Here is a 1,952-nt window from a genome sequence, read left to right on the forward strand (position 1 = left end):
GTCCTCATGACCGGGCGGGATCGCGTGTGTACGGGGCATGGCGGGCGTGTACGGAGCATGTCGGGGGGCGTGGCGATGACCAGGGAGCCTCTCGAACATCGGCGCGGTTCCGGATAGCCTCCGGCCATGTCCCAAGGTCAGTGGTACCCCCCGGAATGGCCCGACCGGATCCGGGCCCTCGCCGCCGGTGAGCTGACGGCCGTGACGCCCCGGCGCGCGGCCACGGTGATGCTGCTCCGCGACCGGGGGCCCGGGGCGGGCGGCCCGGAGGCCGGCGGGTCCGACGCGCGCCGGTCCGAGGCGCGTGGCCCCGTCGTGCACATGCTGCGCCGCCGCACCTCGATGGCGTTCGCCGGAGGTGCGTACGCCTATCCGGGTGGCGGGGTCGATCCGCGCGACGACGACCGGCTGATCGGGTGGGCCGGGCCCTCGTTGGAGCACTGGGCCGCCCGGCTCGGCGTGGCGACGGTCACCGAGGCGCAGGCCGTCGTCTGCGCGGCGGTGCGCGAGACGTTCGAGGAGGCGGGCGTCCTGCTCGCCGGGCCGACCGCGACGACCGTGGTCGGCGACACGACCGGGGAGGACTGGGAGGCCGACCGGGAGGCGCTGGTCGCCCGGGACCTGTCCTTCGCGGAGTTCCTGGACCGGCGGGGCCTGGTGCTGCGCTCGGACCTGCTGGGCGCCTGGGCGCGCTGGATCACCCCGGAGTTCGAACCGCGCCGCTACGACACCTGGTTCTTCGTCGCCGCGCTCCCCGAGGGGCAGCGCACCCGGGACGTCTCCACCGAGGCCGACCGTACGGTGTGGATCGCCCCGGCGGAGGCCGCCCGCCGTTACGACGCGGGCGAGCTGCTGATGATGCCGCCCACCGTGACCACGCTACGGGCCCTCGCGCCGTACAGGACGGCCGCCGAGGCCCTGGAGGCGGCTGACGTGCAGGACATGACCCCGGTCCTCGCGCAGGCCCGGCTGGAGGGCGACGAGCTGGTACTGACCTGGCCGGGGCACGACGAGTTCACCAAACACGTGCCCACGGCGGGCCCGGGGGGTGGTGGAGCGTGAGCGACGCAGCCGCCCTGCCCGGACAGCCGCGCGGAACCGTGGTTTCCGGTCCCGCGACCGCCCGTACGGTCAACGTCCTGGCGCCCAACCCGTCCGCGATGACGCTCGACGGGACGAACACCTGGATCGTGGCCGAGCCCGACTCCGATCTCGCGGTCGTCATCGATCCCGGTCCGCTCGACGACGTACACCTGCGGGCCGTGATCGGGGCGGTGGAGCGGTCCGGGCGGCGCGTGGGCCTCACGCTGCTCACCCACGGGCACCCCGACCACGCGGAGGGCGCGGGCCGGTTCGCGGAGCTGACGGGGACGAAGGTACGGGCCCTGGACGCGGCGCTGCGGCTGGGCGACGAGGGCCTGGCCGCGGGTGACGTGATCACCACGGGCGGCCTGGAGCTGCGCGTGGTGCCGACGCCGGGGCACACCGCGGACTCGCTCTCGTTCCATCTGCCCGCCGACCGGGCGGTGCTGACGGGCGACACGATCCTGGGCCGCGGCACGACGGTGGTCGCGCACCCGGACGGGCGGCTCGGCGACTACCTGGACTCGCTGCGGCGGCTGCGGTCGCTGACGGTGGACGACGGGGTCCACACGGTGCTGCCGGGCCACGGGCCGGTGCTGGAGGACGCGCAGGGGGCGGTGGAGTTCTACCTGGCCCATCGCGCGCACCGGCTCGCCCAGGTGGAGACGGCGGTGGAGGCCGGGCACCGTACGCCGTCGGAGGTGGTGGCCAAGGTGTACGCCGAGGTGGACCGCTCCCTGTGGCCGGCCGCGGAGCTGTCGGTGCGGGCGCAGTTGGAGTACTTGACGGAGCACGGGCTGATCCAGGGCTGAGCCCGGGCCTCGGTTCCGCACACGCGAAGGGCCCCGCCGACCGGTACGTACTCCGGT

Annotated in this window: 2 protein-coding genes; both read left to right on the forward strand. The window is 75.0% G+C overall.

The genetic code is table 11. From position 1 onward, the window contains the following. Positions 1-126: 126 nt before the first annotated feature. Positions 127-1,062, forward strand: coding sequence for an NUDIX hydrolase (locus tag ACFWM7_RS35145; protein WP_383268817.1), 936 nt, complete (start codon positions 127-129; stop codon positions 1,060-1,062). Then, positions 1,059-1,895 carry an MBL fold metallo-hydrolase gene (locus ACFWM7_RS35150; protein ID WP_383268819.1) on the forward strand — a complete coding sequence of 279 codons (837 nt, stop codon included), beginning with the start codon at positions 1,059-1,061 and terminating at the stop codon, positions 1,893-1,895. Before ACFWM7_RS35145 ends, ACFWM7_RS35150 begins: the two co-directional genes overlap by 4 nt. Positions 1,896-1,952 lie beyond the last annotated feature (57 nt).

Source organism: Streptomyces sp. NPDC058375 (genome assembly GCF_042723425.1).
Taxonomy (GTDB): Bacteria; Actinomycetota; Actinomycetes; order Streptomycetales; family Streptomycetaceae; genus Streptomyces; species Streptomyces durocortorensis.

What these genes read in the sequence shown, in the direction of transcription:
- ACFWM7_RS35145 (WP_383268817.1), top strand. Translation starts at nt 127, where the DNA reads ATGTCCCAAGGTCAGTGGTACCCCCCGGAATGGCCCGACCGGATCCGG.